The sequence below is a fragment of the Pseudomonas sp. PME37.24/025 genome, assembly GCF_055556615.1.
This window is the reverse complement of the sequence record NZ_JBVHNK010000398.1, coordinates 1-250: the sequence shown is the minus strand read 5'-3', so window position 1 is coordinate 250 and position 250 is coordinate 1. Positions and strand designations below refer to the sequence as shown.

The window sequence follows — 250 nt, the reverse complement described above, 5'->3', positions numbered from 1 at the left end:
AGAAACGATATGATTACCACCTCTCGCGCATTTGCTTTTTCTTTGCTGGTACTTGCAGCCGGTGCGGCCTCTGCCCAGACCTACGCATCCGACATCAACCAGCGTGACGCGGCCAACGTTACGGCGCGCAACAACTACCCGGTCGTGCCGTTCACCAGCACCAAGACGCGCGCCGAAGTGATCGCTGAATTGAAGCAGGCTCAAAACGCAGGGCTGATCACCAACGGCAACGATTATCCGATCGTTCGCC

The 250-nt window shown here is 57.2% G+C and carries 1 protein-coding gene; it reads left to right on the top strand.

Annotated elements, in window-relative coordinates; translation table 11 throughout:
• Nucleotides 1-250: DUF4148 domain-containing protein (locus ACZ3HH_RS30840; protein WP_465810485.1), on the top strand; the 250-nt coding region annotated here is incomplete at both ends.